This window comes from Sedimentitalea xiamensis, from assembly GCF_030164465.1.
Classification (GTDB): Bacteria; Pseudomonadota; Alphaproteobacteria; order Rhodobacterales; family Rhodobacteraceae; genus Sedimentitalea; species Sedimentitalea xiamensis.
Genome location: NZ_JASNJE010000004.1, coordinates 71943 through 98724, shown reverse-complemented (window position 1 = coordinate 98724; position 26782 = coordinate 71943). Strand labels below are relative to the sequence as shown.

Annotated in this window: 23 protein-coding genes; 13 read left to right on the top strand and 10 right to left on the bottom strand. The window is 62.9% G+C overall.

Translation table 11 applies throughout. The annotated features are described in order from the left end of the window. The first annotated feature begins 94 nt into the window (after window positions 1–94). Window positions 95–1195, top strand: coding sequence for an AI-2E family transporter (locus tag QO034_RS04820; RefSeq protein WP_284484371.1), 1101 nt, complete (start codon window positions 95–97; stop codon window positions 1193–1195). Window positions 1196–1320: 125 nt separating this feature from the next. On the opposite strand, the gene QO034_RS04815 is transcribed toward QO034_RS04820, so the two are convergent. The 3 genes from QO034_RS04815 to lpdA form a co-directional block, all read right to left on the bottom strand. Then, complete coding sequence (locus QO034_RS04815) at window positions 1321–1911, bottom strand: VOC family protein (protein ID WP_284484370.1); 591 nt, start codon at window positions 1909–1911, stop codon at window positions 1321–1323. A gap of 176 nt (window positions 1912–2087) precedes the next feature. Further along, window positions 2088–4940: an excinuclease ABC subunit UvrA gene (gene uvrA, locus QO034_RS04810; protein WP_284484369.1), complete on the bottom strand. Its 2853-nt coding sequence runs from the start codon at window positions 4938–4940 to the stop codon at window positions 2088–2090. A gap of 230 nt (window positions 4941–5170) precedes the next feature. Continuing rightward, on the bottom strand, window positions 5171–6565 hold the full coding sequence (lpdA, locus tag QO034_RS04805; RefSeq protein WP_284484368.1) for a dihydrolipoyl dehydrogenase: 1395 nt from the start codon (window positions 6563–6565) through the stop codon (window positions 5171–5173). A gap of 194 nt (window positions 6566–6759) precedes the next feature. On the opposite strand from lpdA, the gene QO034_RS04800 reads away from it, so the two are divergent. Continuing rightward, the gene (locus QO034_RS04800; protein ID WP_284484367.1) at window positions 6760–7182 is read left to right on the top strand and encodes a hypothetical protein; all 423 of its coding nucleotides are present in this window, start codon (window positions 6760–6762) and stop codon (window positions 7180–7182) included. Window positions 7183–7203: 21 nt separating this feature from the next. Here QO034_RS04800 and QO034_RS04795 read toward each other — a convergent pair whose 3' ends face one another. From QO034_RS04795 to QO034_RS04780, 4 genes are all read right to left on the bottom strand, one after another. After that, complete coding sequence (locus QO034_RS04795) at window positions 7204–7782, bottom strand: DUF924 family protein (protein ID WP_284484366.1); 579 nt, start codon at window positions 7780–7782, stop codon at window positions 7204–7206. Window positions 7783–7887: 105 nt separating this feature from the next. Then, entirely contained in the window at window positions 7888–9159 is a 1272-nt protein-coding gene (locus QO034_RS04790) for an MFS transporter (protein WP_284484365.1), read from the bottom strand. Between the two features lie 102 nt (window positions 9160–9261). Next, a complete protein-coding gene (gene queA, locus QO034_RS04785; RefSeq protein WP_284484364.1) occupies window positions 9262–10317 on the bottom strand; it encodes a tRNA preQ1(34) S-adenosylmethionine ribosyltransferase-isomerase QueA in 1056 nt (351 codons plus the stop codon). A gap of 72 nt (window positions 10318–10389) precedes the next feature. Continuing rightward, window positions 10390–13752 (bottom strand): AsmA-like C-terminal region-containing protein, encoded by a 3363-nt coding sequence (locus QO034_RS04780; protein WP_284484363.1) that lies wholly within the window; start codon window positions 13750–13752, stop codon window positions 10390–10392. Between the two features lie 84 nt (window positions 13753–13836). Between QO034_RS04780 and bcp the strand changes: the two genes are divergently transcribed. From bcp to QO034_RS04755, 5 genes are all read left to right on the top strand, one after another. Further along, on the top strand, window positions 13837–14298 hold the full coding sequence (bcp, locus tag QO034_RS04775) for a thioredoxin-dependent thiol peroxidase (protein ID WP_284484362.1): 462 nt from the start codon (window positions 13837–13839) through the stop codon (window positions 14296–14298). A gap of 165 nt (window positions 14299–14463) precedes the next feature. Beyond that, window positions 14464–15153, top strand: a complete 690-nt coding sequence (locus QO034_RS04770; RefSeq protein ID WP_284484361.1) for a DUF6778 family protein — start codon at window positions 14464–14466, stop codon at window positions 15151–15153. Window positions 15154–15280: 127 nt separating this feature from the next. Further along, complete coding sequence (locus QO034_RS04765) at window positions 15281–16108, top strand: ferritin-like domain-containing protein (RefSeq protein ID WP_284484360.1); 828 nt, start codon at window positions 15281–15283, stop codon at window positions 16106–16108. A 214-nt stretch (window positions 16109–16322) separates the two neighbouring features. Continuing rightward, window positions 16323–17693 carry a M23 family metallopeptidase gene (locus QO034_RS04760; protein ID WP_284484359.1) on the top strand — a complete coding sequence of 457 codons (1371 nt, stop codon included), beginning with the start codon at window positions 16323–16325 and terminating at the stop codon, window positions 17691–17693. Further along, window positions 17644–18168, top strand: coding sequence for a bactofilin family protein (locus tag QO034_RS04755; protein ID WP_284484358.1), 525 nt, complete (start codon window positions 17644–17646; stop codon window positions 18166–18168). Before QO034_RS04760 ends, QO034_RS04755 begins: the two co-directional genes overlap by 50 nt. An 83-nt stretch (window positions 18169–18251) precedes the next feature. On the opposite strand, the gene QO034_RS04750 is transcribed toward QO034_RS04755, so the two are convergent. Together QO034_RS04750 and QO034_RS04745 are read right to left on the bottom strand one after the other, a co-directional pair. Further along, window positions 18252–18800 carry a peptidylprolyl isomerase gene (locus QO034_RS04750; protein ID WP_284484357.1) on the bottom strand — a complete coding sequence of 183 codons (549 nt, stop codon included), beginning with the start codon at window positions 18798–18800 and terminating at the stop codon, window positions 18252–18254. After that, window positions 18793–19299, bottom strand: coding sequence for a peptidylprolyl isomerase (locus tag QO034_RS04745; RefSeq protein ID WP_284484356.1), 507 nt, complete (start codon window positions 19297–19299; stop codon window positions 18793–18795). The genes QO034_RS04750 and QO034_RS04745 overlap by 8 nt, the downstream gene beginning before the upstream one ends. 133 nt (window positions 19300–19432) lie before the next feature. On the opposite strand from QO034_RS04745, the gene QO034_RS04740 reads away from it, so the two are divergent. The 6 genes from QO034_RS04740 (at window position 19433) to QO034_RS04715 (ending at window position 25889) form a co-directional block, all read left to right on the top strand. Then, complete coding sequence (locus QO034_RS04740; protein ID WP_284484355.1) at window positions 19433–20623, top strand: phosphoglycerate kinase; 1191 nt, start codon at window positions 19433–19435, stop codon at window positions 20621–20623. A gap of 127 nt (window positions 20624–20750) precedes the next feature. Beyond that, the gene (locus QO034_RS04735) at window positions 20751–21644 is read left to right on the top strand and encodes a fructose bisphosphate aldolase (RefSeq protein ID WP_284484354.1); all 894 of its coding nucleotides are present in this window, start codon (window positions 20751–20753) and stop codon (window positions 21642–21644) included. A gap of 116 nt (window positions 21645–21760) precedes the next feature. Next, complete coding sequence (locus QO034_RS04730; protein WP_284484353.1) at window positions 21761–22057, top strand: FtsB family cell division protein; 297 nt, start codon at window positions 21761–21763, stop codon at window positions 22055–22057. A gap of 95 nt (window positions 22058–22152) precedes the next feature. Beyond that, window positions 22153–23157, top strand: coding sequence for a pyruvate dehydrogenase (acetyl-transferring) E1 component subunit alpha (gene pdhA / locus QO034_RS04725; protein ID WP_284484352.1), 1005 nt, complete (start codon window positions 22153–22155; stop codon window positions 23155–23157). Between the two features lie 13 nt (window positions 23158–23170). Then, window positions 23171–24556 (top strand): pyruvate dehydrogenase complex E1 component subunit beta, encoded by a 1386-nt coding sequence (locus QO034_RS04720; RefSeq protein WP_284484351.1) that lies wholly within the window; start codon window positions 23171–23173, stop codon window positions 24554–24556. Between the two features lie 10 nt (window positions 24557–24566). After that, entirely contained in the window at window positions 24567–25889 is a 1323-nt protein-coding gene (locus QO034_RS04715; RefSeq protein ID WP_284484350.1) for a pyruvate dehydrogenase complex dihydrolipoamide acetyltransferase, read from the top strand. Window positions 25890–25907: 18 nt separating this feature from the next. On the opposite strand, the gene cysE is transcribed toward QO034_RS04715, so the two are convergent. Further along, window positions 25908–26717, bottom strand: a complete 810-nt coding sequence (gene cysE / locus QO034_RS04710) for a serine O-acetyltransferase (protein WP_284484349.1) — start codon at window positions 26715–26717, stop codon at window positions 25908–25910. Window positions 26718–26782: the final 65 nt, after the last annotated feature.

Here is a 26782-nt window from a genome sequence, read left to right as displayed (position 1 = left end):
CGGTCCACCGCCGCGGATCAATGGGCGAATAATCCTGGCCGTTGCGACAGGCGCACCATGGCTGAGCCGTCTTCGGCAGTGTAGGATCGCAGCCATGACTCCGCACGACCGCACCTCCATGCCCGTGACCGGCATATTCGTCATTCTGCTGATCCACCTCATGCTGTGGGCGGCGAATTTTCTGATCCCGGTCACGGCCGCCGTTCTGTCCTATTTCGTCTTCAACCGCCCGCGCCGGTTCCTGTCGCGCCACGGGTTTCCCGACGGCCTGATCGCGGGTCTGTTCACCGGCTTCCTGCTGATCGTCGTCGTGATGGCCGTGCTGTGGTTTCAGGAACCCGTTTCGGCCCTGATCCGGGACCTTCCCAACCTTTTGCGCGACATCGAACAGGACGTGATGTCGCAAAGCGGCACGCTCCAGGCCGTCAACGAAGCCGCCGCCGCTTTGGACGAGGCGGTCAAGTCCGGGTCGGACAAGGCTGCGATGGAAGTCGAGGTCGTGTCCGACAAGGCTTCCAGCCTGACCATCATGTCCATGGCGCCGCAGGTTCTGGGCCAGGTCGTGTTCGCCATCGTGCTGACGTTCTTTCTCATCGCGTCGGGTGATTTCTTCGTCAACCGGATGGTCGAAAGTTTCAGCAAGAGCAGCGACAAGCGCCGGGTTGTCGAGATCATCGACCGCATCGAGACACGGTTGGGCAGCTATCTGGGCGGCATCACCCTGATCAACGCGGTGCTGGGCCTCTGTATCGGCGTCGCCATGTGGCTGTGGGGGCTGACCGGGGCGATCTCGCTCGGGTTGCTCGGTTTCGCGCTCAACTACATCCCTTTTCTCGGCGCGGTGCTCGGGGCCTCGGTCGCCGGCCTGCTCGCGTTCATCCAGTTCGACGAACTCTGGCCCGCGCTCGGCGTTTTTGCGACCTACATGGCCCTGACCTCCATCGAAGGGCAACTCGTGACCCCCATCGCGATCTCGCGCCGGATGCGTCTGAACACGCCGATCCTGTTTCTGGTCGTGGCCTTCTTCGCATATATATGGTCCGCCGTCGGAATGGTTGTCGCGGTGCCCATCCTCATCGTCGCCAAGATCGTCTGCGACGAGATCGAAGGGCTGAAGTGGCTGGGCCACTTCCTGGGCGACGCGCAAGAACGCTACCCAAAGCGTGGCCGTGCTCGGACGGACATCTCTCCCTGAACCGATCCGCGGCCTGCACCGGGCCTCGTCAGAAAAACCGCCGGGACCGGTGCATCCCGTTCAAAGCGACCGCGACGCGCGGATCGTGCCCGCAGCCCTTCGCCATGGGCAAGCCCGGTCGCCCGTCATGGCCTTTTGTAGGGATTCCTCGGCGCCCGGTCCTCTGACAGCGACTGCTGGGTCTTGCAGACCAGTTGTTCGATTGCATCAGCGAGGTGAACGCGGTCGATATGGTGATCGCCCCTCGCGACCCGGATGCGATGGGCGGCAATCATCACATCCGCATGGGTGCAGCCGGTCGGCGGTTCGAAACGGTAGCTCGCCAATTCGATCAGAAGGCCCAGCGGGTCCTTGAAATAGATCGAATCCATGAAACCGCGATCCTTTGGGCCGGAATGGTCGATTCCGCGCTCGTCAAGCCGCTCCACCGCCTGCCAGAAGGTCGCCTGGCTGACGTTGAACGCCAGGTGATGCACACAGCCCGGATCGGTCGGCGTTCTGTCAGGGCTCCCCGCGCGGGACTCGTTGGTGAACACGGTGATCAGACGGCCATCGCCCGGATCGAAATAGACATGACCTTCGTCCGGGTTGTCGAGATTGGGCTGATCGAACACGAAGGGCATCCCCAGAACGCCGGACCAGAAATCGATGGTGGATTGCCGGTCCGCGCCGGTCAGGGTGATGTGGTGCACACCCTGGGTCTGAAGTTTGCGCATCCGATCCTCCGGTCCTTATGTTCTGGAGACAAATTGCCACGAACCGCCCGGCATGTCATCCGGACATGGGCGCTTGTTCCTGCCCCTCTTGCCCGTTGGCAGGACCCGATTCACTGTCGACCATCAGATCAAGGCTCTCGATGCGCGCACCCTCGCCCCCAAGGCAAGGACGAACGTCACTCCGCCGCGACTTTCTTCTTGGCCAGCATCGGTTTCAGATAGCGCCCCGTGTGGCTCCTCGGTTCCTCTGCCACCTCTTCGGGCGTGCCGGTGGCGACGATCTCGCCGCCGCCGTCGCCGCCCTCGGGGCCGATATCGATGATGTGATCGGCGGTCTTCACGACGTCGAGATTGTGCTCGATCACCACCACCGAATTGCCCTGATCGACCAGTTCGTGCAGCACTTCCAGAAGCTTGCGCACGTCTTCGAAATGCAGACCCGTCGTCGGCTCGTCGAGAATGTAGAGCGTGCGGCCCGTGGACCTCTTGGCCAGTTCCTTGGACAGTTTCACGCGCTGCGCTTCGCCACCGGACAGGGTGGTCGCCTGCTGGCCGACCTTGATGTAGCCCAGCCCGACACGCATCAGCGCATCCATCTTTTCGCGAATGCTGGGCACCGCTTTGAAAAACTCCTGGGCGTCCTCAACGGTCATGTCAAGAACGTCCGCTATGCTCTTGCCTTTGAAGTGGATTTCCAGGGTTTCGCGATTGTAGCGCGCGCCCTTGCAGGTTTCGCAGGTGACATAGACATCCGGCAGGAAATGCATCTCGATCTTGATGACACCATCGCCCTGACAGGCCTCGCAGCGGCCGCCCTTGACGTTGAAGCTGAAGCGCCCCGGCTTGTATCCCCGCGCCTTGGATTCCGGCAGGCCGGCGAACCAGTCGCGGATCGGTGTGAAGGCGCCGGTATAGGTGGCCGGGTTGGACCGCGGTGTGCGCCCGATGGGCCGTTGGTCGATGTCGATGACCTTGTCCAGATGTTCGAGCCCCTTGATGGTCTCGCAGGGTGCCGGCGTCTGGCGCGCGCCGTTCAGACGCATGCTCGCGGTCTTGAACAGGGTTTCGATGGTCAGGGTGGATTTGCCCCCGCCCGACACGCCGGTCACGCAGACGAACTTGCCGAGAGGAAAATCCGCCGTGACCTCCTTGAGGTTGTTTCCCGTCGCCCTGACCACCCGGACCGCCTTGCCCTTGCCCTTGCGGCGGGTGTGCGGAATCGGGATTTCGCGGGTTCCGGCCAGGTATTGGCCGGTGATGCTGGCCGGATCGGCGGCGACCTCGGCGGGGGTGCCATGCGCCACCACACGGCCACCGTGCACGCCGGCGCCGGGACCGATGTCGAAAACGTAGTCCGCCTCGCGGATCGCTTCTTCGTCATGCTCCACGACGATCACCGTGTTGCCCTGGTCGCGCAGGTTCTTCAGCGTGCCAAGCAGGCGGTCATTGTCGCGCTGATGCAGCCCGATGCTGGGTTCGTCCAGGACATATAGAACGCCGGTCAGGCCCGATCCGATCTGGCTTGCCAGGCGGATACGCTGGCTTTCGCCTCCGGACAGGGTGCCGGAATTGCGGGACAGGGTGAGATATTCCAGCCCGACATTGTTGAGGAATCCCAGCCGTTCGCGGATTTCCTTGAGAATCGCGCGGGCAATCTCGTTCTTCTGTGCGCTCAGATGTTCCGGCACGTTCTTGCACCAGTCGAACGCCTCCTTGATCGACATCTGAACCACCTGCCCGACATGCAGGCCGGCGATCTTGACCGCCAGCGCCTCTTCGCGCAGACGGTAGCCCTGGCAGGTGCCGCAGGGACGGTTGTTCTGGTAGCGCTCGAACTCTTCACGAATCCAGTTGCTGTCGGTCTCGCGATAGCGCCGCTCCATGTTCGGGATCACGCCTTCAAAAACGCGCGTCACCTGGTAGACGCGGCCGCCTTCGTCATAGCGGAACGAGATTTCCTCGTCACCGGAACCATAGAGAAACACCTGCTGCACATGCGCGGGCAAGTCTTTCCATTTGGTATTCTTGTCGAATTCATAGTGCCTGGCGATGGCTTCGATGGTTTGCAGGAAATACGGGCTCTTGCCCTTGCGCCAGGGCGCCAGCGCACCGTCATAGATCTTCAGACCCTGGTCCGGCACCACGAGACGTTCGTCGAAAAACAGCTCCATCCCCAGACCGTCGCACTCCGGACAGGCTCCGAATGGTGCGTTGAAGGAAAACAGCCTCGGTTCGATTTCCGGGATCGTGAAGCCGCTCACCGGGCAGGCGAATTTCTCGCTGAACACCGTGCGTTCGGGGTCGTCGGTCGCGGTTTCCACTATGGCGATGCCATCGGCCAGGTCCAGCGCCGTGCGCAGGCTGTCGGCAAGCCGCGTTTCAAGCCCCTCGCGCACCACCAGCCGGTCCACGACCACGTCGATGTCATGGCGGAATTTCTTGTCGAGCGCCGGCGCGTCGTCGAGTTCGTAGAACTGGCCGTCCACCTTGACCCGCTGAAACCCCTGCTTGCGCAGTTCCAGCATTTCCTTGCGGTATTCGCCCTTGCGGTCGCGCACGATGGGCGCCAGCAGATAGGCGCGGGTGCCCTCCTCCATCGCCATCACGCGATCGACCATGTCCTGCACCTGCTGCGCTTCGATCGGTTTGCCGGTCGCCGGCGAATAAGGTGTGCCCGCGCGGGCGAAGAGAAGGCGCAGGTAGTCGTAGATCTCGGTCACGGTTCCGACGGTGGATCGTGGGTTCTTGGAGGTCGTTTTCTGCTCGATGGAAATCGCGGGCGACAAGCCGCTGATGTGGTCCACGTCGGGCTTTTCCATCATGTCCAGAAACTGCCGCGCATAGGCCGACAGACTTTCGACATAGCGGCGTTGCCCCTCGGCATAGATCGTATCAAAGGCAAGGGACGACTTGCCCGACCCGGACAGGCCGGTGATCACGACCAGCCGGTCGCGGGGAATATCCACGTCGATGCTCTTGAGATTGTGTTCGCGCGCGCCGCGCACTTCGATGTTCTTGAGTTCGGCCATGGTGCCCCCGTTAACGGTTTAGACATAGTGGAACGGTGGCGAGTCTCCAACTGAAAAACGAGAACTTAAAGTGAACATACCCGAAGGAACATGTTCGATGGCCGGATTACGCCGGGTGCATTTGGTTTTTGCCAGCCAAGCCCGCGGCAACCGGTCACCGGATCGGCAGCGATCCATGAGCCGTAAATGGTCTTCGGACCTGACAGGAACGCGGCGGACCCGGCGCAGGCTCACATATGGATGACGCGGCCGTAGGCGTCCAGAACGCTTTCGTGCATCATTTCGGACAGGGTGGGATGCGGGAACACCGTGTTCATCAGGTCTTCTTCGGTGGTTTCCAGCTGACGCCCCACAACATATCCTTGGATCAGTTCCGTCACTTCCGCACCGACCATATGGGCGCCCAGCAATTCGCCGGTCTTCGCGTCGAACACGGTCTTGATCATGCCTTCGGGTTCCCCCAGCGCAATGGCCTTGCCGTTGCCGATGAATGGGAAACGGCCCACCTTGATCTCGTATCCCAGATCTTTCGCCTTAGCCTCGGAATAGCCGACGCTGGCGACCTGGGGTTGGCAATAGGTGCATCCGGCGATGCTTTCGGGTTTGACCGGATGCGGATGACCGCCGGCGATCAGTTCGGCGACCATCACACCTTCGTGGCTGGCCTTGTGCGCCAGCCAGGGTGCGCCAGCGATGTCGCCAATCGCATACAGGCCTTCCACGGCCGTCCGGCAGTATTCGTCCGTCACCACATGCGTGCGGTCGATCTTGACGCCCAATTCCTCCAGTCCCAGGTTTTCGACATTGCCGACAATCCCGACCGCTGAAATCACGGTGTCGAATTCGATCTTTTCGGTCTTGCCGCCGGTTTCGACATGCGCCGTTACCCGCCCCTTGCCACGGTCCAGTTTCTTGACAGTCGCCTTTTCGCGGATGTCCATACCCTGTTTCACGAACTGTTTTTTGGCGAAGGCGCTGATCTCGGCGTCTTCGACCGGCAGGATCCTGTCCATGACCTCGACCACCGTCGTTTGCGCGCCGAACGTGTTGTAGAAACTGGCGAATTCGATTCCGATGGCGCCCGATCCGATCACCAGCAGCTTTTTCGGCATACGCGGCGGGACCAGCGCGTGCTTGTAGGTCCAGACGAGATCGCCGTCCGCCTCCAGGCCGGGCAATTCGCGGGCACGCGCACCGGTGGCGAGAATGATATTCGCCGCTTTCAGTTCCTCGGCTCCCTTGTCGGTCTTGACCGAGACGCGCCCCTTTTCGGGCAGGGTCGCCTGCCCCATCACCGTCGTGATCTTGTTCTTCTTCATCAGGTGGCCGATCCCGCCCGAAAGTTGCGCGGCCACGGCGCGGCTGCGTTTCACCACCGCGTCGAGGTCATAGCCGATGTTGTCCGCCTTCAGCCCGAAATCCTTGGCCCGCTCCATCAGGTGGAACACTTCGGAACTGCGCAGCATCGCCTTGGTCGGGATGCATCCCCAGTTCAGACAGATTCCGCCCAAGTGTTCGCGTTCCACGATGGCCACTTTCAGGCCCAGCTGCGCGGCCCGGATCGCGGCGACATAGCCTCCGGGCCCGGCCCCGATGACAATCAGATCAAAAGAATTGGCGGCCATGACATTCCCTGCTCGATACGGCTGAAACCCTGTTGATCGAGCCTACCAACCGGTCCCCTGCATTGCAAAGACTTCGGCGGTTCGGCGCGCGCGCCATATCGGGCACTGTTCACCTGGACGAAACAGTCCCGTGTTTTGCGGTTTTACCGATGCAAGTTCGTGATAGGTTACGGCCAGATAATCGGAGAAGACAAATGGCGAAGACGCTGAAGGACCTTCTGTTGGCCATGCTGAACGCGACCTTGATCCTGGTGGCGCTCTGCCTCTTTCTGGCGCTGAGCGTGGTGAACCGGGCCCATTCCCTGACCGCGACCTTTGCCGAGCACTTGCATGTGCTGGGTCCGCTCCAGGACTCCGTGCAGGCGGCGGGCGAAGAACTTGCGGGGTTCCGGTCCGACCTTGCCGGGTTGTACGATCAATCCCAGGATCTGTCCTCGGAAACGATGGCGCACTTGCAGGAACGCGCCGCCGAGATGGAAACCAAGCTGGCCGACATGCAGGCAGCCCTTGCCGAACTGCGCGAGGCCCCCACCCGACTCGTCGATCATGCCATCGAACAAGCAGGCGATCAGGCGGTTGAAAGCGTCGCGCGCATCCGGGGATGCGTGCCGCAATAGATCCGAAAGATCCGGATTACGCTATCCGGCGGCTTGCAGACCGCGCACGGTCTCGCCATAGCCGCCATTCAACACATAGGCGGTTTCCGGCGGTGTCGAAGGGCGCGACAAGGCTTCGTTTCTATAGGGAAAACGACCAAAACGCCGGATCACTTCCCGATGCGCGCGGGCATGCAGCAAGTTCGACGCTCCGTGTTCCGGCATCCGCTCGCACATCAGGCGCACGCAGCGTTCCTGATCGCACAGGTTTTCCGAATGCATCATCGGCAGGTAAAAGAACTGCCGCGCGGGTTCGTCGATACGCATGTCCCAACGGCGGTCCACCGCAGCCTTGGCTGCGGCCAGGGCAATCCTGTCGCTGGAAAACGCCCGCGCGGATCCGCGGAACATGTTGCGCGGGAACTGATCGGTCAGAATGATATAGGCCAATGCGCCGCTGGAATATGTCAGCCACAGGGAAAACCGGCCTTCGCAGGCACCTTCCCATGTGTCTTTGAACCTTCTGGAAATTTCAGCATCAAGGGCGCTGTCCTGGGCATACCATCCCGCTTCGCCCACGTCGTCCAACCAAAAACTCAATACTTCTTCAGGGCCAACCATGAGTTGCTCTCCACTCCATCTGTCCCCCACTACAAATTCATCAAAACCCCATTTTCAATTCAATTACAGTAACGTTTTGCTACATTCGCGACAAAACCGGCAAACTCACGCCGATTCCTGGGCCTGCTGATCTTCCAGATCCGCCTCTATGGCGACCTCTTGCGCCAGCTCCATGACGACCGGCGTGGCGGAGGGGTAGACCGGCGTGATCTGCCCGGTCTCCGCCACCGGAACGGTGGGCCGCTGGGTGCTGCGATAGGCTGCGTAAAGCGCCAGCGCGAACAGAAGCCCGGCCATGAACAGGAAGAATCCCGAGGGGCCGAAGATCGCATCGCCCATCATCCAGCCGATGATCAGCGGGCCTGCGATCGCGCCGAGTCCATTGATGAAGATCAACCCGCCGGAGGCCGCCGCCATGTCTTCGTGCGCCAGATAGTCGTTGGTATGGGCGATGAGCAGCGAATACAGCGGATTGCTCAGCCCGCCGATCAGGAAGGCCGCGACGAGCAGCATGTGGAAATTCGCGCCGAACGCCATGCCGATGATGGCCCCGCCGCCACCGATGGTCGCCACGACCAGGATCAGGAAACGCCGGTCCATCCGGTCCGACAGCCAGCCCAGCGGATATTGCAAGAGCATGGCGCCCACGTAGAAGGCCGCGACGAAGATCGAAATCTGCACGAGGCTCAGCCCCGCCTTGGCGCCGTAAACCGCGCTCATCCCGAATTGCGAGGCGAAGACGCCTCCGAGAAGGAACATGCCGACGCATCCCAGCGGCGATATGTTCATCAGCTCGCGCAGGGTCATGGGTTTCGTGGTGTCAAAGGCCGGAGTCGGACTGATGGACAACAGAATCGGCGCAAAGGAAATCGAGATCAGCACCGAGGCGACGACGAAGGTCTCGTATCCGGCCGGGTCGCCCACCAGCAGCAAGGCCTGCGCGCTGACGATCCCGACCATCTGGACGATCATGTAGAGCGACAGCGCCTGGCCCCGGTTCTCGTTGTTGGCGGCATTGTTCAACCAGCTTTCGGCCGTCACGTAGACGCCCGAGAAACAGAAGCCGATGATGACGCGGCCCAACGACCAGGCGATCGTGTTGGTGAAGGTGGGATAGAGGATCATGACGGCGGAAATGAACGAGGCCAGCGCCGCGAACACCCGGACGTGGCCGACGCGTCTGATCATTTCCGGAGCCATGCGCGATCCACCGAGAAAGCCCACGAAATAGGCCGACATGACGACCGACATTTCGAGCGTGGAAAAGCCTTCGATTTCGCCCCGCACGCCAAGCAGCGTGCCCTGAAGGCCGTTGCCCACCATCAGCAGCATCATCCCCAGAAGCAGCGCCCATGCGCTGGACAGGACTTGAAACATGAGACGCCTCCGAAAGACTGGCGGGTTGGTCCGGTCCGCTATCCGGATCCTGCCCGTCTCTATCCCGTTTGGCGCGGGAACGATAGGTGTCGATTTCGAGATTTACCGCCGGTCCGGGATCAACAACGACGCATCCCCGTAGGAAAAGAATCGGTAGTTCCGCGCGATCGCGTGACCGTAGATATCGAGAATGCGATCCCGTCCCATCAGCGCCGACACCAGCATCATCAGGGTCGACTTCGGCAGGTGGAAATTGGTCATCAGGGCATCCGCGACCCGGAACCTGAACCCCGGATAGATGAAGATGTCCGTTTCGCCTTCCCACGGCGAAATCTCGCCGCCGCGGGCGGCGGTTTCGATCAGGCGCAGGGCCGTCGTTCCGACCGGCACGATCCGTCCGCCGGCGGCCTTGGTCGCGGCGATCTCAGCCGCGGCCTTCGGGCTGACCTGCCCCCATTCCGCGTGCATCCTGTGGCGGCTCACATCGTCCACCTTGACCGGAAGGAACGTGCCCGCGCCCACATGCAGGGTGACGTAGGTGGTCTCGACGCCTCTTTCGGCGAGGGCCGCGAGCAACGCCTCGTCGAAATGCAGCGACGCCGTCGGGGCCGCGACGGCGCCCGGCGCGCGGGCAAAGACCGTCTGGTAGTCGGTCTTGTCTTGCGCATCCGCAGGTCTCTTGGCCGCAATGTAGGGCGGCAGCGGCATGGCACCGGCTGCGGCAAGCGCGGCGTCGAAATCCTCGCCCGACAGGTTGAAACGCAGCCGCCCCTGCCCGTCGCTCACACCCACCAGTTCCGCGCCCAGATCGTCCGAGAACCGGACGGTTTCCCCCGGCTTCAGCTTCTTCAGCGGTTTGATCAGCGCCGACCATGTTCCATCGGCGCGCGGCTCCAGCAGGGTGACTTCGATGCGGGCTGCGGTATCCCCCTGGGCGCTTCTGCGATGGCGCAGGCCGCTCAGACGCGCCGGGACGACGCGGGTATCGTTCAGAACCAGACGGTCGCCGGGGCGCAGCCAGTCCGGAAGATCGCGCACCTGCGCATCCGTAATGGCGTCGGATGTCGCGACCAGCAACCGTGCGGCGCTGCGCGGCACGGCGGGCCGCGTCGCGATGCGGTCTTCGGGCAGGTCGAAATCGAAATCGCTGAGTTTCATGGAGCGCCTTCTAGGCACAGCCGGGCCGAATGACCATCCTTCAATCCAGGCGCCTTGCTCCGACCTGCGCTCCTAGCGGCCGGAATTCGCATCGTCTGGTTTCCTGTGCGGCGTCCGCCTGGCCGGAGGGGCGTTTTCGTCGATTGGCGGCGGCGATGTCCGCATGATGTCGCGCAGGAAGCCGGGCGCGAGGGCCGAAAGCGGATTGACCTGGACCCTGGGTGAGGCGGCGGGTCCGGTGAGCGTGTAGTTGAACCCGATGATGCCCTCGCCGCGCCGGGCGACAAGATTGCCGATCTGGTTCAGGAGATAGACCGGAGAGATCACGCCCTGCATCCGCAGCGTTCCGCTGGCCACATCGAACACACCGTCCATCGACAGGCCGATCGACGGCCCGGTGGCGCTGCTTTCGAACACGGTGACCCTGGCCGGTTCCAGGCGAAACCGCGCATCGACCTGGCCGAACTGGATGCCCTGGCCGGACAGTTCATCCAGCAACCCGACGACGCTGATGGAATTCAGGAGCGCCGCGATGGCCGGGGCGTCGATCACCCGCGTGTTGCGAATCCGCAAAGTGCCGTCGAACTGTCCCGGCCCGCCGGTCGGCAGCAGGCTCAGATCGAAACTGCCATCGCGGGCCTTGGTCAGCAGCCCGGCGGAGCGCACGACCCCGCCGGCGTCGTCCGATTGTATCCGCACCGCGCTGCGTCCGGACTGGGGCACGACCTGGCCGGCGACCTCTGTCTGGCCATTGACCTTGCCGCGAAACCGCCCGTTCAGCCCGCCGTCCAGCTTGAAAGCGCCGGCGAAACCCGTCAGGGCCAGCGTGTCGGTGACCTGAAGCCGGTTCAAAGCCACCTGCAGGTCGCCGGGCGCGCCGTCGCCGCCACCGCCCTCGCCGAAGGTCGCACGGCGCAAGTCGAGCGTACCACCCAGAATGCGCAGATCGGGGGCCGCGCTGCCACGCCCGATGATTTCCACCGAGGTGTCCAGCCAATCGCCAAGTCGCACCGAACCCAGAAGCGCGCGGTCCAGCCCGCCCCCCGGAACCGTCAGCACCGACCCCGTGACCGCCATCCCCGCGGCTTCGAGAATCAGCCGGTCGATCCGGCTTTGCGGCCCAAGCACGCCTGCCAGTTCAAGCAGCCCCGTCCCGGACTGCGGCTTGGACCATCCCAGGGAAGGCAGAGCCAGCCCGACGTCGGACAGATCGGAACGCAGCAAGAGATCTGGCGGCCGGCCCGGCGCGAGATCGATCCGCACATCGGCCCAGCCTTTTCCGGAAACGCTGCCCTTGGGCAGGCCGATCCCGAATGTATCGACGGTCAGCGGCGACAGCTCTATCCGCCCGTCGACCCGGCTGCCCCTGGCCGCGTCCGGTCCCAGAGGCTGCCGCCAACGGACATCCATCGGCACCGGACCGATGCTGGCCGGGCCCTTGACCTCGATCCGTTGCTGGTTTCCCACGACTTCCAGTTTCCGGGCCGCGACCGAATAGTCCGGAACCAGCAGGTCGCTTTGTGCATCTTCCACGGTGCCGGCCAGGTGGAATTCGATTTCCTCGAATGGCACCCTGGGCTTCATCGGAAGCGCGACCGTTCCCGTGACCCGCGCCTGACCTTGCGCCAGATCCACCGGAAACGGCGTGTCCTTGAGCACGGAAAGCGGTGGCAGGTCGAGAAGCGACAAGATCGCCGTGACCGACCCTTTCCCGGTCACGCGCGCAATACCGGGCGTCGCCGGCTTGACCTCCACATCCGGAATGATGAAGGACGTGCCGGAAATGTCCACCGGCCCGCCCTGTTCCGGAACGATCGCCCCCGCCGTCGCCGTTGTCACGAAGCGGCCGGCTGCCAGGCTCGCCTGACCGAAGGCGCCGGTGATCGGCGGCAGCGTCTTCACTGCCCTGACCGTCGCGTCATCGTAGTCGAAATCCAGATAGACGTTCGGCGTCTGGCCGGGTTGGACGCGCAGGGCGAAGTTGACGTCTTCCAGCATCCCGCCCAGCAGGTTTTCATCAACCCATTCCCGCGGTTTGGGGGCCGCCCTTTCGGGCCAGATCGTCAACAGCCGTTCCCGTGTCACGGAACCGGTTTCGCCATCGACGGCGAGCGACCAGCCTTCGGGTTCTGCCGACAAGGACCCGGTCAGGAACAGCCGTATATCTTCCTGCGTCACGTACAACTGTCCGAGCTGCATCCGGAACGGGGCGAATTCCAACCTGAAATCGGCGTTGGCGCCAGCGATGAGCAGCGGTTCGTCGTACAGCCGGTCGGGATTGATTTGCAGGTCCGCCAGAGAGAACTGGCCGACCAGACTCTTCAGAACGCCGCCTTCGACATCGAGATAGGCGCGGCCTTCGGACAGGCCGCTGCCCCAGCCGCTGGACACGAAAACCTCGTTGAAGACCAAAGCCTGGTCATCGGGTCGATAGGTGAAATAACTGCGCGCCCCATTGAAAGGGATCGGCCGCGTCGCATCGGTCGGCTGGAGAACCCCTGCCCCGATATGCAGGGTCGCAGACAAGGGTCCGAGCGCCCCCTCGTCGTCCACGCTGCCGCGCAGGGCGCCCGAAATCGGGGCGCGCAGCACATCGAGCCACCCCAGCGCCACGTTCTGCGCCGCGATGTCGGGCGCGGCGATATCGGCCACGACGACCCCGAACTCGGCTTTCGTGCTCCCGATCCGGCTGGCATAGTTCATTTCCACCGAACTCACGGAATCCGTTCCCGACAGCAGCGCGAAGCTGCTGGCCAGACGCAGCTGGTCGGCATCCCGGTCAAACCGAATCCGCCCGCCATCCAGGGTCCAGGCCCGGTTCTTCAATGCGTCTTCATATTGCAGGGTCAATGCCTCGATATCGACCGACACCAGCGCGGACAGGGCCGGCAAAAGAAAAAGCTGGTCCCATTGCTCGATCAGCTGCGGCAGGCTCGCCGCCTGATCCACCGGCGCGGTGGCGTTGCCAAGCGACAGCGACAGATTGCCCGACGCATCCCGCCGCAACCGGGCGAACGCGCCGGACAGCGAGATGTTCTTGGGTTGCACCAGCCCCCGCAGCAGCGGCCGCATGGCCAGGCTCGCTTGGGCGTCCGCCAGCTGCACGATCGGCTGCCCGTCGGGTTCCGAAAGCGTTACGTCGAGCAGACGGACCCTGGGGCGCCAGCCCTTGTTGACCACCATCTGGACATCGCCAAATTCGATCTGAAGCCCGTTCAGGTTTCTTTCGATCCGCGTTTCGATGCGGTCGCGCACCCAATCCGGCAGGGTCAGGGTCTGGCCGATTCCCCAGACCGCCAGCCCAGCCGTCAGAAGCGCGACGCAAAGCACCGCGAACAAGGACCACTTCGCGATCCGGGCCGCGCCCGAAGCCGCGCGCGGCGGTTCTGGCGCGGCCTTCGCCCCTGGCACCTGCGGTTCGGGCTCCTGGGTCATGATTTCGCGAAATCCGCCTTTAAGTTTCCCTGCCGCGCCTTAAGGTCAAGCGCATGTGTTGTTCAGCAAGACGGAGTATCCATGATGCCTGATGTCGATGACATCGCCCCCGATTTCACCTTGCCCCGCGACGGCGGAAATACGGTCAGCCTGTCCGATCTGCGCGGCCAAGCCGTCGTGCTGTTCTTTTACCCCCGCGATGATACTCCGGGCTGCACCAAGGAATCCATCGGATTTTCCGAACGGCTGCGAGAGTTCGCGGATCTGGGAGTCGAGGTGCTCGGCATCTCCAAGGACAGCGTGGCCAGCCATGAGAAGTTCGCCGCCAAGCATGCGCTTTCGACCGCGTTGCTGTCGGACGAGAACGGTTCGACCTGCGAAGACTACGGTGTCTGGAAGGAAAAGAACATGTATGGGAAAAAGTTCATGGGCATCGAACGGTCCACCTTCCTGATCGGCGCGGACGGTCGGATTCGGGCGATCTGGAGAAAGGTCAAGGTGCCTGGCCATGTCGAAGAGGTTCTGAGCGCCGTTCGGGGCCTATGATTTCCTTTTTCTGACCTCCTGCGCCACGGAAGCCTTTGTTTACGAAAGATTGCTATGCATTCGACCGAACGGGGGCTATGAAGCGCCCAAATACGGCATTTCATGATGTAAGGCCGGATCAGCCGGCCCTTCTGACCATCAGGCCGCCAGGAAACGGAAGGTCGCATGACCCAGTACGACGATACGGAGACATTCGGGCCGATGGAGGCCTCGTGGACATTTCGGCTGACGCGGAACCCTCTGCGGCTTTCACGCGTGGCCGCGATGATGCTGTTGCCGGCCCTGGTATTCTTGTCGGCCTGCGGTGGCCAATTCGAAACCGAATACGGACAGCCGATCGATGCGAACGTTTCCCAGACGTGGCGCGTCACGGCGGTGAATGTCACCGTTCCGGATTCGCTGACCGTCTCGGATGAAAACAGCTTCCTGCCGCGGGCGGACATCGTCTGGCACGGAGACCCTCCGGGGGACCGGAGGGCGCAGGTTCAAAAAATCGTGGCCGCTTCTGCGAAGACCGCGGTTTCGGGCCTGCGCGGGAACCGGCCGGTGGCGCTGAACATGACCGTCCAGGCGTTCCACGGCGTATCGCCGATCGCGCTCGCCCGTGCGCCCGAAGCCGTTTACGCCATGGCATTTCTGGCGCAGATCACCGATGCCCGGACCGGAACGGCGCTCACGCCCTTGACGCATATCCAGGCCGACACGCCAGCGCTGGTCGGGGAAGCCGGAATCAACGCGGCGCAGTTCGGCCCTACGCAGACCGAACAGGTTTCCAGTCATATCGTGGCGACCCTGCAAGGCTGGCTGGGGATCGGACCGGACGTCAGCGGATCGTTCACGAGCCTGGGGCGCTGATACCGCGACGCGGTTCCCCGCCCCGCTGAATCCCGCTAACCCTGTCACGACTGGCCATCCGCGCACGAAACGAGTTGCCGTCAGGGGGCCGTCCGGATTGAACCTCGTGTTGAAAGGATGCTTTGACATGCCCCAGTCCCTTGCCGAAATGGCCGCGGAGGTTCTCTGCACGTCGGATGCGCGGGAAAAGACCGACCTGTCCCGCCGGCACGCGGCGCGCTGGTTTGCCGCGCGCGACGGCGAAAGCGAACCAGTCATGATCGGAACGGCGACACCGCCGCTGCATCCGGCGCGTCCGGACCGCCCGGAGCTGCTGTCGCCGCGGGACGTGCCGCGCCGGCGGCCGGGTAGCCCCGCCGGGCGCATCGCCCTGCTCCACGCGGTCGCCCATATCGAACTGAACGCGGTCGACCTGCACTGGGACATCATCGCCCGGTTTTCGCGAACTCCGATGCCCATGGGGTTCTACGACGACTGGGTCAAAGCGGCGGACGAAGAAAGCAAACACTTCCAGTTGGTCTGCGGCTGCCTTCAGGAACTCGGCAGCGACTACGGCGAATTGCCGGCCCATGCCGGCATGTGGCGGGCCGCGGAAGACACGCGCGACGACCTGATGGGCAGGCTCGCGGTCGTCCCGATGGTTCTGGAAGCGCGCGGTCTCGACGTGACGCCGGACATGATCGACGTGTTCCGCAAGGCCGGATTGACCGGGCCGGTCGCCGCTCTCGAAACCATCTACGCGGAAGAAGTCGGCCATGTCGCCTACGGGTCGAAATGGTTCAACTTTCTCTGCGGCCGCCATGACCTGGATCCCAAGGCGGAGTTTCACAGGTTGGTGCGCAGCTACTTTCACAGCACATTGAAGCCGCCTTTCAACGAAGAAAAACGCGCCGAAGCCGGACTTCCGCCGGATTTCTACTGGCCCCTGTCGGAACCTGCTTCCACGTCCGGATGAGCTGTTTTCGCGTTCCGCCCCCCGCACGCGGACCAAATCATTCGGGCAACGCGATGTAATCGGCAAATTATTGCCGGTTTGCGGCCTTTCGTCCCGAATGGGCGTCGGACGCCGCCAACCGCCTTGCCCACGAGCGGCCCGCTGTTTATGCACCTGCCACGCGCCTGCTGTCTCACCACCGGGCGTCTCGGCTGGGATGGACAAGGATAAACGTGTGCGGACACGTCTGGCAATCACGACACACGCAATTCTGGAACGATTCTTTCCCGAGCGTCGACTGTTTCTGAAATCCGACACGGACACGCGGTTCATTCGCCTCAGACCTTCGACCCAGCTTTTCGCCTATGCCGGCGCATCGGCAATCGTGGCCTGGGCCATCATCGCGACCGCGATTCTTCTGATGGACAGCATCGGGTCCGGCAGCTTCCGGGAACAGGCGAAACGCGACCAGATCCTCTATCAGGAACGCCTGAATGCCTTGTCGCTGGAACGCGACTCCCGAGCCGAAGAGGCGCTGGCGGCCCAGCAGCGGTTCAACGCGGCTCTGAAGCAGGTCTCGGCAATGCAGTCCGAACTTCTGGCGTCCGAAACGCGCCGGCGCGAACTCGAGACCGGCATTGAGGTCATCCAGTCGACATTGCGCGACACGATGAAAGAACGGCAGGACGCCAAGATCGCCCTGGCGGCGTTGCAGACCCAAAGCGAGGCCGGGACCGGCGACGGCACGGCCCCTTCCGGAGGCGACGTGCCGGTCAGTTTCATGGCCGATGCGCTCGCGAAGACGGCCGAAGAACGCGACCAGGTTCTGGCGAACGCACAGACGGCCCTGAACATGGCCAGCGACCTGGAACTGGAACTGAGCCTGGTCCACGAACAGAATGACCAGATTTTCCGCCAGCTCGAAGAGGCGATGACGATCTCTGTCGCGCCGCTGGACAAGATGTTCCGCAGCGCCGGCATGCCGACCGATTCGATCATCGAACAGGTGCGCCGCGGCTATAGCGGTCAGGGCGGCCCCCTGACCAAGCTGTCCTTTACCACGCGCGGCGAAGACGATCCCTCCGCCGACCAGCTGCGCGCCAACAAGATCCTCAACCAGATGGATCTGTTGAACCTTTATCGCATTGCGGCGGAACGCGCCCCCTTTGCGAGCCCGGTCAAGTCCGCCGTCCGCTACACGAGCGGATTCGGCTATCGGCGGGACCCGAAGACCGGCGGGCGCCGCATGCACAACGGGTCGGATTTCGCAGGTTCCACCGGCACCAATATCTATGCCACCGCCGATGGCGTGGTGACTCATGCGGGCTGGCAATCCGGCTTTGGACGCCTGGTCATCATCAAGCATGATTTCGGGATCGAAACCCGCTACGCGCACAATTCCCGTATTCTGGTCAAGAAGGGCCAAAGGGTATCGCGCGGGGATCACATCTCTGATATGGGTAACTCCGGACGGTCGACCGGAACCCATCTTCACTATGAAGTGCGGGTCAATGGAACACCTGTTAACCCCATGATCTACATCAAGGCTGCCAGAAATGTTTTCGAAGAGCAAAATCAACGAGCCGTCGCCCAAAACGACAGATGACACGAAGTCGGCCGCGCCTGCGGGTGTGGCTTCGGCACCGGCGTCCGGTGACTACAAACCCAGCGCACCAAAGCCCAAACCGCCCGCATCGACCCTGTCGGCCGACCTGCACATTACCGGCAACCTGAAAACCAGCGGCGACATCCAGGTCGAAGGCACCGTCGAAGGCGACATCCGGGCACATCTGCTGACCATCGGGGAAACCGCCACCATCAAGGGCGAAGTCACGGCGGACGATGTGGTGATCAACGGCCGAATCGTCGGCCGCGTGCGCGGTTTGAAAGTGCGGCTGACCTCCACGGCCCGCGTCGAAGGCGACATCATCCACAAGACCATCGCGATCGAAAGCGGCGCCCATTTCGAAGGTTCCGTGCAGCGTCAGGACGACCCGCTGAATCCGGGCCGGTCCGGCAAGCCCGCAGCACCCGGCGCCAATCCGGCCGCCGCGCCCGCAAGGGCGGACGCCACGAACTGAGGTGCCTCGCACCTGGAATGACAAGGCCCCGCCGGATTTCCGGCGGGGCCTTTTTTTCGTCGCGAGAGACCAGTTTGGACGTGTCAGTCCGTGACCGTCACGGTTTTCATCATGTCCGGCTGTCCGACGACCGCGCCATTGCGGCCCTCGCCGCGCTTGATGGCATCGACCACGTCCATGCCCTCCGTCACGCGCCCGATGACGGTATACTGTCCGTTCAGAAAGTCGCCGGCATCGAACATGATGAAGAACTGGCTGTTGGCACTATTCGGGTCCTGGCTCCGGGCCATACCCACGACGCCGCGCTCGAACGGAACGTCGGAAAATTCGGCGGCGAGGTCCGGCTTTTGCGAGCCGCCCATTCCCGCGCGACGCATGTCGCCGCCGATCTTGCCGAACTCGACATCGCCGGTCTGCGCCATGAAGCCGTCGATCACGCGATGGAACACCACCCCGTCATAAGCGCCTTCTTTGGCGAGAGCCGCAACCTGGGCGACATGCTCGGGCGCGACATCTTCCAGAAGGTCGATCCTGACGATACCATTGGCCCCCTCGCCGCTTATCTCTATTTCCAGCCCTGTCGCCAGCGCAGGCCCGGCGAGCATCGTGCAAAGCGCGGCAAATCTAAGCATCGGCAGCCACCTTGACGCTGATCATCCGGTCCGGAGACGCCGGCGGTTCGCCTCGCGCGATCGCATCGACATGCTCCATGCCGCTGATCACGCGGCCATAGACCGTGTATTGCCCATTCAGAAAGCTGTTGTCCTTGAAGTTGATGAAGAACTGCGAATTCGCGCTGTTTGGGTTGGACGACCGCGCCGCGCCCAGCGTCCCACGGTCATGGGGCAGTTTCGAGAATTCCGCCGGCAGATCGTCCATGTCGGAACCGCCGGTGCCGGCCATGCGGATGTTGAATCCGTCTTCCATGTCGCCGTGCTGCACGTCGCCGGTCTGCGCCATGAAACCTTCGATCACCCGGTGGAACGCGACGTTGTCATAGGCGCCGGAACGCGCCAGGTCCTTCATCCGCTGGGTGTGCAGCGGCGCCACGTCTGCGAGCAGTTCGATGACGACGGTGCCGTCCTTGAGTTCCATGAGGATTGTGTTTTCGGGGTCTTTGATCTCGGCCATGAGGCTCTCCTGTTTCCTGGCATTGCGCAGATACCTAAGGCCGGGACGGCGGAATGCCAAGTGAGGCATTGACGATAGGGCGAAATGTGGGAAAAAGCGCCTGTAGCGTCGGTTTTCTTGAAGGAATTGAGCGATGGGATGGCAGACTTTGGACGACATGGACCTGTCGGGCAAACGGGTTCTTGTGCGCGTCGACATCAACGTTCCGGTCGAAGACGGCACGGTGACGGACGACACGCGAATCCGGCGGCTGCGCCCGACCATACGCGATATTCTGGACAAGGGCGGGCGGCCGGTTCTTCTGGCGCATTTCGGCCGTCCGAAGGGAAGGCATATGCCCGAGATGTCTCTTCGTCCGCTGGTTCCGGCGCTCGAAGCGGCGTTCGAGGTTCCGGTCATGTTTTGCGCGGATTGCCGCGGTCCCGCCGCCGAAGCGGCGGTGGCGGCGCAACAGGACGGATCGGTCCTGCTGCTGGAAAACACGCGGTTTCAGCCCGGAGAAGAGAAGAACGACCCGTCGCTGGCGGACGATTTCGCGACGCTGGCCGATATCTATTGCAACGATGCGTTTTCCTGCGCCCATCGGGCGCATGCCTCGACCGAGGGCGTGGCGCGGCGTCTTCCGTCCTGCGCCGGACGCCTGATGCAGACGGAACTGTCGGCGCTGGACGCAGCATTGGGGCGGCCGGACCGTCCGCTGGCGGCGCTGGTGGGCGGCGCCAAGGTGTCAACCAAGCTGGAGCTGTTGTCGAACCTTGTCGAAAAGGTCGATTGCCTGATCATCGGCGGCGGCATGGCCAACACGTTCCTGGCCGCCAAGGGCCTGGGCGTCGGCCGGTCGCTTTGCGAACATGACATGACCGGCACCGCGGCCGACATCCTGGCCAAGGCACAGAGCGTCGGATGCGCAATCCTGCTGCCCTCCGACATCGTGGTGGCGCGGACGTTCGAGGCCGGGACCGAAAACTGGACAGTGCCCGCCGATCAATGCCCCGAAGATGCCATGATCCTGGACGCGGGCCCGGAAACCGTCGCCCGCGTATCGGCCGCCCTTCAGGGATCGAAAACCCTGATCTGGAACGGACCTCTGGGCGCGTTTGAAGTCGAACCCTTCGATACCGCCACCACGTCGGCGGCGCGCAAGGTCGCGGAACTGACCAGGGCCGGGCATCTGATTAGCGTCGCCGGCGGCGGAGACACCATAGCGGCGCTCAATCATGCCGGGGTCAGCGCGGATTTCAGCTATGTCTCGACTGCCGGGGGCGCGTTTCTGGAATGGATGGAAGGCAAGACCTTGCCCGGCGTCGCCGCCCTGATCGCCTGAGCGATCCCGGGTCCGGTTGCTAGCGCAAACACCTTTCAACACCATTGAAACGCAATTTCGCCTGCCCTAAACCCGCACTGACCCGGCGGCGCAGCCGTCATGTATTCCAGCACAGGCGAGTCTTTTCATGTCCAAAGAAACTCAAACCAAACAGATGACGACAGGTGAAGGCTTCGTGGCGGCTTTGGATCAAAGCGGCGGATCGACCCCGAAAGCTCTGAAGCTCTATGGCATCGGCGAAGAGGCCTATGACGGGGAAACCGAAATGTTCGACCTGATCCACGCCATGCGCACGCGGATCATCAAGTCGCCGGCCTTCCGGGGTGACAAGGTGGTTGGCGCGATCCTGTTCGAACAGACGATGGATCGAGATATCGACGGCGTGCCGACGGCGGCCTATCTTTGGCGAACCTGCAAGGTCGTGCCATTTCTGAAGATCGACAAGGGGCTGGCTGACGAAACGGATGGCGTGCGGCTAATGAAACCGATGCCGGATCTCGACAGCCTCCTGACCCGCGCGGTGGAGGCCGGCATTTTCGGAACCAAGATGCGATCGGTCATCGATGCTGCCTCTCCCACGGGGATCGCGGCCAATGTCGCCCAGCAGTTCGACGTCGCACGACAGGTTCTGGCCCATGGCCTGATTCCGATCATAGAACCGGAAATCTCCATCGGCATTCCGGACAAGGCCGCCGCCGAAGACATTCTTCTGCAAGAACTCACGCGCCACCTGGACGCCCTGCCCTCTGATCAGCAGGTCATGTTGAAACTGACCCTGCCCGAGCGGGCCGGTCAATATGCGTCGCTTGTCGATCATCCGAGAGTCATGCGCGTCGTCGCCCTGTCCGGCGGCTATAGCCGGGACGAGGCGAACGATCGTCTTTCCAGGAACCGCGGCGTCATCGCTTCCTTTTCGCGCGCCTTGACCGAAGGCCTTTCCGCCGACCAGAACGACGAGGCGTTCAACCGCGTTCTGTCGGCTACCATCGACAGCATCCACGCCGCCTCGGTCGCCGGATAGCCTGCGCGCAACCGGATTGGGCTGGCTGGCCTAACATAAGGGATTCACAAGACGAATCGCTTGTGTAATACTGTGCGAAAGCGCCCGTCAAGGGTGCATGAGAGGCAGGCCAGTCCATGCGATCCACTCGACCCGGCTTTGGTCCGTTGGTGTTCTTCGCCACCGCATTCGCGTTGAGCGCCTATTTCACCTTTGCCGCCGTTCAGGGCGATTACGGGTTGTTCCGCAGGGTCGAGGTCGCCGCCGAGGCCGACAGTCTGCGCAAGACGCTGGACCGGCTGCAATCCGAGATCGACGTGACCGAAAACCTGACCCGGCGCCTGTCCGACGAATATCTCGATCTGGACCTTCTGGATGAACAGGCGCGGTCCGTGCTGGGCCTCTTGCGCGCCGACGAGATCGTGATCCGCTAAGCCTGTCTGCGATTTTCGCTCGCCAGATCGCCAAAGTTTCGATATCCATAGTTTAACGCTAAACTATTCATCTCGATGGGGGAGAGGCTGAAGAAATGGCTACGCGAAAAACCACGAAACGGCCCAACGTTTCGGCAGAAGAGCTGAAGACCTACTACCGCGAGATGCTGTTGATCCGCCGCTTCGAGGAAAAGGCGGGCCAGCTTTACGGAATGGGACTGATCGGCGGATTCTGCCATCTCTACATCGGACAGGAAGCCGTCGTCGTCGGACTCGAAGCGGCGGCCGAAGATGGCGACAAGCGCATCACGTCCTATCGCGACCATGGCCACATGCTGGCCTGCGGCATGGACCCAAACGGCGTCATGGCGGAACTCACCGGGCGTGAAGGCGGCTACTCCAAGGGCAAGGGTGGCTCCATGCATATGTTTTCCAAGGAAAAGAACTTTTTTGGCGGGCACGGGATCGTGGCCGCCCAGGTGCCGCTGGGCGCGGGCCTCGCCTTTGCGGACAAGTATCTGGGCAACGACCGCGTGACCTTCACCTATTTCGGCGATGGCGCGGCCAACCAGGGCCAGGTCTATGAATCCTTCAACATGGCTGCGCTCTGGAACCTGCCGGTGATTTTCGTGATCGAGAACAACCAGTATGCCATGGGTACGGCGCAGCAGCGTTCGACCTCTTCGCCCGACATCTACCATCGCGGGCAGGCCTTCGGCATTCCGGGGGAAATGGTCGATGGCATGAATGTGCTCGCGGTCAAGGAAGCGGGCGACACGGCCGTGGCGCACTGCCGGTCGGGCAAGGGGCCGTACATCCTGGAAATCAAGACCTACCGCTATCGCGGGCATTCGATGTCGGACCCCGCCAAGTATCGCACCCGCGAAGAGGTCCAGAAGATGCGCGAGGAACGCGACCCGATCGAATATGTCCGCAGCCTGCTGCTGACCGGCAAACACGCGACCGAAGACGACCTGAAGGCGATCGACAGGGATATCAAGAACGTCGTCAATGCCGCTGCCGAATTTGCCAAGGACAGCCCGGAGCCGGCGCTCGACGAGTTGTGGACCGACATCTACGCCGAAACGGCGCAAGCCTGAGGGGAGACACGACATGCCCACGGAAATCCTGATGCCCGCCCTCTCGCCCACGATGGAAGAAGGCACGCTCGCGAAATGGCTGGTCAAGGAAGGCGACGCGGTGGCCGCCGGCGACGTGCTGGCCGAGATCGAAACCGACAAGGCGACGATGGAGTTCGAGGCCGTGGACGAAGGCACCATCGGCAAGCTGCTGGTGTCCGAAGGCACCGAAGGCGTCAAGGTCAACACCGCGATCGCGGTGCTTCTGGACGAAGGCGAAACGGCGGAGGACGTGCCGGCGGCTGCTCCGGCAGCCGCCGCGGGCGACGAGGCGGCCCCCGCAGGGGGCTCCGCGGCGCCCGCCCGCCGGAAACGGGAAACCGCGGACGACAGCGCCGAGACCTCCGCTCCCGAACCCGACTGGCCCGAGAGCACCAAGCTCAGGCAGCAGACGGTGCGCGAGGCCCTGCGCGACGCCATGGCCGAAGAAATGCGTGAAGACGACCGTGTCTTCCTGATCGGCGAGGAAGTCGCCGAATACCAGGGCGCCTACAAGATCAGCCAGGGCCTTCTCGACGAATTCGGCGCCAAACGGGTGATCGACACCCCGATCACGGAACATGGCTTCGCGGGAATCGCGGTCGGGGCAGCGTTCGGGGGTCTGCGCCCCATCGTCGAATTCATGACCTTCAATTTCGCCATGCAAGCCATCGACCAGATCATCAACTCCGCGGCCAAGACGCTCTACATGTCCGGCGGACAGATGGGCGCGCCGATGGTCTTTCGCGGACCGAACGGCGCCGCGGCGCGCGTCGGCGCCCAGCACAGCCAGGACTACGCGGCCTGGTACATGCAGATTCCGGGGCTGAAAGTGGCCATGCCCTATTCGGCCTCCGATGCCAAAGGCCTGCTGAAAACCGCCATCCGCGACCCGAACCCGGTGATTTTCCTTGAGAATGAAATCCTCTATGGCCGCAGCTTCGATGTTCCGGACATCGACGACTATACCGTGCCGTTCGGCAAGGCCCGCATCTGGCGCGAAGGCACGGACGTGACCCTCGTCAGTTTCGGCATCGGCATGAAATACGCGCTCGAATCGGCGGAAAACCTGGCGAAAGACGGTATCAGCGCCGAAGTCATCGACCTGCGGACACTGCGGCCGATGGACACCGGCGCGATCATCCGTTCCGTGAAAAAGACCAATCGCTGCGTGACCGTCGAAGAAGGCTGGCCGCAGGGATCGGTCGGCAACTACATCACCTCGGTCCTGATGCAGGAGGCGTTCGATTATCTTGATGCCCCCGTCATCAATTGCACCGGCAAGGATGTGCCCATGCCCTACGCCGCCAACCTGGAAAAGCACGCGCTGGTCACCACCGAGGAGGTGGTCAAGGCCGTCAAGCAAGTGACCTACAGCTGAGGAGCGCGCCATGCCCATGGAAATCCTGATGCCCGCCCTGTCCCCGACGATGGAAGAAGGCAGGCTCGCAAAATGGCTGGTCAAGGAGGGCGATACCGTGTCCTCGGGCGATCTGCTCGCCGAAATCGAAACCGACAAGGCAACGATTGAATTCGAGGCGGTCGACGAGGGCACCATCGCCAAACTCCTGGTGGCCGAAGGCACCGAAGGCGTCAAGGTCAACACGGCCATCGCCGTCCTGCTGGATGATGGCGAATCCGTCGAAGACCTTGGCGAAACCGCCGAACCCAAGGCGCCCAAGGCCGCGCCAGCGGCCGACGCGGGCAAGGAGGCGGCCGCCATCGGCGGCTCCGACGCGCCCGCCCCCCCGGCCGCCGCCGCGCCGAAAACCCCGGACGGCGCGCGCATCTTCGCCTCGCCGCTGGCACGCCGCATCGCAGCCGAAAAGGGACTCGACCTGGCGACAATCAAGGGCAGCGGCCCCCGCGGGCGGATCGTCAAGGCCGATGTCGCCGATGCCAGCACACCCGTCGCCAAGCCGGCGCCCGCGGAAACGGTCGAGAAACAGGCGCCCGCCGCCGCGTCGCCGGCACTGCCGGCCGGGTCGGACGCGGACGCGGTCATGCGCCTCTACGAAGGGCGCCGTTTCGAAGAGATCCCGCTCGATGGCATGCGCAAGACCATCGCGGCCCGCCTGACCGAAGCCAAGCAGACCATCCCGCATTTCTACCTGCGCCGCGACATCAGGCTCGACGCGCTGCTGAAATTCCGCGCCGATCTGAACGCGCAGCTCGAAAGCCGGGGCGTCAAACTCTCGGTCAACGACTTCATCATCAAGGCCTGCGCCCTGGCCCTGCAGACGGTCCCCGATGCCAATGCAGTCTGGGCAAAGGATCGCATCCTGCGCCTGGCCCCCTCCGATGTCGCGGTGGCCGTCGCCATCGAGGGCGGCCTGTTCACCCCGGTCCTGAAGGATGCAGAGATGAAATCCCTCTCGGCCCTCTCCGCCGAAATGAAGGATCTCGCATCCCGCGCCCGCGACCGCAAACTTGCGCCGCAGGAATATACCGGCGGCACTTTCGCCATTTCCAATCTCGGGATGTTCGGCATCGACAATTTCGATGCGGTCATCAACCCGCCGCACGGTGCGATCCTCGCTGTCGGGGCCGGCGTGAAGAAGCCCGTGGTCGGCACGGACGGGGAACTGTCCGTTGCGACGGTAATGTCCGTCACCCTGTCGGTGGATCACCGGGTGATCGACGGCGCGCTTGGCGCACGGCTTTTGCAGGCGATCGTCGACAACCTCGAAAACCCGATGGTCATGCTGGCCTGACGCGCGGTCTTCGCCAGATTACTGCGAACTGGAAAACAGCTGATCCATGTTGACGGAAGGCTGGTCGCACCCGGCCTCGCCAACGATCTTGGCGGGAATGCCCGCGACTGTCTTGCAGGGCGGCACGTCCGCCAGCACGACGGAACCCGCGGCAATACGGCTGCAATGGCCGATCCGGATATTGCCAAGCACCTTCGCTCCCGCGCCGATCAGAACGCCATCCTCGATCTTCGGGTGCCGGTCTTCCTCTTCCTTGCCGGTCCCGCCCAGCGTCACCGAATGCAGCATCGACACGTTGTCTCCGACCACCGCCGTTTCACCGATCACGATGGAATGGGCATGATCGATCATGATGCCCTTGCCGATCCGCGCCGCCGGGTGAATGTCGATTCCAAAGATCTCCGAAATCCGCATCTGGAAGAAATAGGCCAGATCCCATTGCCCGCGGGTCCAGAGCCAATGCCCGACGCGATAGGCCTGCATGGCCTGATACCCTTTGAAATAGAGGATCGGCTGCAGCAGCCTGTGGCAGGCCGGGTCTCTTTCATAGACCGCCACCAGGTCCGCCCGCGCCGCATCCACGAGCTCCGGGGCCTCTTCATATGCCTGGTCCGCGATCTCGCGCAGGATGACCATCGACATTTCATTCGAGGACAGCTTTGCCGCGATCCTGTAGGACAGCGCCTTTTCCAGCGTCTTGTGATGCAGGACGCAGGCATGGATCAGCCCCCCCATCAGGGGCTCGTCGCGAACCGCCTCGCGCGCTTCCTTGGTGATACGGTCCCACACCGGGTCAACCGGCGCGATGTTTCTACGTGTCTCAGCCATGGTGTCGGTCCTTCTGTTCGCCGCAGGATACGCATGCCGAAGGGCAAAAGCCAAAGGGTTTCCCG